Below are 2,884 nucleotides of genomic sequence, written 5' to 3'. Positions count from 1 at the left end.
GCTCATTTAATATGAGTGAGGAACACAGCTAATTATGGGCTGAAAGAGTGTCAGGGAAGCGCTCGTTCAGGGTTGACAAAGGGAGTCATACCAACGCCCTGCTTAGGGGCGGAAACACATGGGCTAAAATTAGGAGCGAAGCGACGCAGCCCATGTGTTAGCGTCCCAGCGAGCCTGCGAGCGACTACAGCAGATTGTTAGGTAACCTACCTCCAAAAGCCAATCCGAGCGACACCTATGAGGTTAACTTCTATAACCCACAACTTGTGCTGGGAAATAAAAAGTGAAAAACCGTCTTCTTTTAAACCTAATAGGTTCGCATTTACAAACTGCCAATCATGTATAGCAGATTTAGACCACGATTTGTCAGTAACAATAACTGGTTCGCTAGATTTGATTGGTAAATTTGAAACCCAGTTTTTCAGCAATGAAGTGTTTTCAATGTGAACCCACTCGCTACTATCGATTTCTCGCTGCCATTCGACTTCATGAAGACATGGCTCAATAATTTTTCTCAGGTCTCTGAGCCTAAAATTAGTGCTCGTGAGATCAAGCATGACAGTTACCTAACTTTTGAATAAGGGGCGCAGGCATGTGGGGCATAATGGCGAAGCCGCCCCGCATGTATGCGTCCCAGCGAACGAAGTGAGTGACTTGATTTTTTTGTTATGTGACTTTGCCAATACAGAGTACCTAAGTTTTATAGAATTTAGAAACAGGATATATGGCAACAAGAGCAAACATAAAAAACACTTCGAAAGCCAGAAGCCCACTAACTGCAATTAAGATAATGTTAAGCGCTAACTGTTTATTGGACATATCAAAGTACCTACGCAACCAGTCCACTTCACTGAGCAAATAGAAAAAAATGACGAATGCAAAAGCACAGCTAGCTAGAACATTGAGCTTGAAAACACAAGGAAGTATGAAGAAGCAACTAGATAAGAAAAGGGCCAATAACTGTATCTTAGGAAGTTGCAGTTTGTCTTCATTAGTCATTAGATGATTCTATTCCCCTAGTCACATAACTTTTAAATAAGGGGCGCAGACGCGTGGGCTATAATGCGAAGCAGCCCACGTGTATGCGTCCCAGCGAACGAAGTGAGTGCCTTAATTTTTTTGTTATGTGCCATTAGCTCAAAACACCCCAAGATTCGCAAATTCCACCATATTCGGCCACTAGAGAGGTAACATTGTCCTGCGTTTCTATTACTAACTTATAAGAGAGAATTTGGTGAATGTTAAATAGGATATAACCGCTATACTCCCCGTCCGGTTCGTAAATTTCAATTGCACCAGCGAATTCTTTTAACTTTGAAACAGCGTCAGGGTGAGGAGGCCAAGAGTCGAAATCGACGTTGAAATCTATCGTGGTTGGCTTTTGAAAATCGAATCCAGATTCTTCGAGCCTTCTTAAAACGTCACCATCAACATCATCTGGGAAAATCAATTTGCCTCCTTGGCACATAACTTCCAAATATGGGGCGCAAACACGTGTGCAATAATGGCGAAGCCGCGCACGTGTTTGCGTCCCAGCGAGCGGCAGCGAGTGACATAATTTGTTTGTTATACGCAATAGCCAAAATCAACCGCCATATTGCATTATTAAGTAAAAGCCACAAACTAAACATACCGAAACAAAGCAAGGAATACCAAATAACTGCAGTTTTTGTTTTAATGCCAGTGACTTTGAGCAAACTGAAAGAGCAATATAAGGGCGCAATTGTGATAAGAAAATAGGAATGATGAAAACGCTTATTGGATAACCAACATAATTTGCAATGAAATCGCCTGCATTACCTACATACCAAATTTGAAGTAAAAAATTGAGTAAGCAAACTAATACAACAAGACCAATAAATTCCTTTTTACTCACAGGTTTCCTTTTGCGTATAACTTTCCAATAACGGGCGCATACATGTGGGGCATAATGGCGAAGCCGCCCCACGTGTATGCGTCCCAGCGAACGTAGTGAGTGTGTTGATTGGGTTGTTAGGTGTGGGCCGAGACAGCAACTGGCTAACCACGCAACAGCTTTACAAACTTAACTGATTGCTTTGCAGCCTCATATGTAAAGAATGCTACAACAGAAATGCTAATCGCAAATTGAACGCTAGCCGGAAGTAAATTCATAAACCTTAAACCTCGTGAAGTAAATTCGAACGGTTCATTGCTCTGCCATGCGTAATAGAATAGAGAAGCAACCCAACTAAATAGAGATACTAACAACCAGAGACTTAATGCTCCGATAAATGCTAGCTCAGTATCTCCACCATCTTTATTTGTCATCCTTGGAACACCTAACTTTCCAATAACGGGCGCAGACATGTGGGGCATAATGGCGCAGCCGCCCCGCGTGTATGCGTCCCAGCGAACGAAGTGAGTGCGTTAATTGGCTTGTTAGTTGCCACGCTGATACATCCTAGAGTAACAGCTGAGCTATGCGCACAATACTCACTCACTTTTGACGAATAACTTTTTGAATAGCTCTTCTGATTTGGCGAGCCCTTCTTCAGTTAAAACAACAGACTTTGATTTGCCAACAGGGTCGTGAATATAACCTTTTTCATAAAGTCGGTCGGTGATACTCCAATCTATTTGCTTCCAAGCCCTACCAAACTTGTCGTGCAGAGTAAGGTAAAACAGAGCAAGTGCCGCTTCATCGATTTTATCTTCATCTATTTCCACTGCTGTCTCCATTTTCATATGGCTACTAACGCCCCACTAAGGGGCGATAACGCGTAGGGCATAATAGCGAAGCGGCCCTGCGTGTTAGCGTCCCAGCGAGATAATTGGACTCCCCCAACTCATTGAGCTGGGTTAATATTTTAGTTCTCACACAAAAAATATTATGGAGTCCAACATGCACAATATAACCACAGGT

The 2,884-nt window shown here is 42.6% G+C and carries 5 protein-coding genes; all 5 read right to left on the bottom strand.

All coding sequences use genetic code 11. From position 1 onward, the window contains the following. Positions 1–206: 206 nt before the first annotated feature. Positions 207–557: a hypothetical protein gene (locus LHL20_RS20645; protein ID WP_226434649.1), complete on the bottom strand. Its 351-nt coding sequence runs from the start codon at positions 555–557 to the stop codon at positions 207–209. A 575-nt stretch (positions 558–1,132) separates the two neighbouring features. After that, on the bottom strand, positions 1,133–1,450 hold the full coding sequence (locus tag LHL20_RS20640) for a ribonuclease E inhibitor RraB (RefSeq protein ID WP_226434648.1): 318 nt from the start codon (positions 1,448–1,450) through the stop codon (positions 1,133–1,135). 135 nt (positions 1,451–1,585) lie between these two features. Continuing rightward, positions 1,586–1,876: a hypothetical protein gene (locus tag LHL20_RS20635; RefSeq protein WP_226434647.1), complete on the bottom strand. Its 291-nt coding sequence runs from the start codon at positions 1,874–1,876 to the stop codon at positions 1,586–1,588. Positions 1,877–2,019: 143 nt separating this feature from the next. Further along, positions 2,020–2,289 carry a hypothetical protein gene (locus LHL20_RS20630; RefSeq protein ID WP_226434646.1) on the bottom strand — a complete coding sequence of 90 codons (270 nt, stop codon included), beginning with the start codon at positions 2,287–2,289 and terminating at the stop codon, positions 2,020–2,022. Positions 2,290–2,454: 165 nt separating this feature from the next. Next, complete coding sequence (locus LHL20_RS20625) at positions 2,455–2,706, bottom strand: DUF6429 family protein (protein WP_239260053.1); 252 nt, start codon at positions 2,704–2,706, stop codon at positions 2,455–2,457. Positions 2,707–2,884 lie beyond the last annotated feature (178 nt).

Origin of the sequence: Alteromonas sp. McT4-15 (assembly GCF_020515205.1) — a bacterium.
GTDB lineage: Bacteria > Pseudomonadota > Gammaproteobacteria > Enterobacterales > Alteromonadaceae > Alteromonas.
This window is presented reverse-complemented; position numbering and strand designations above follow the sequence as displayed.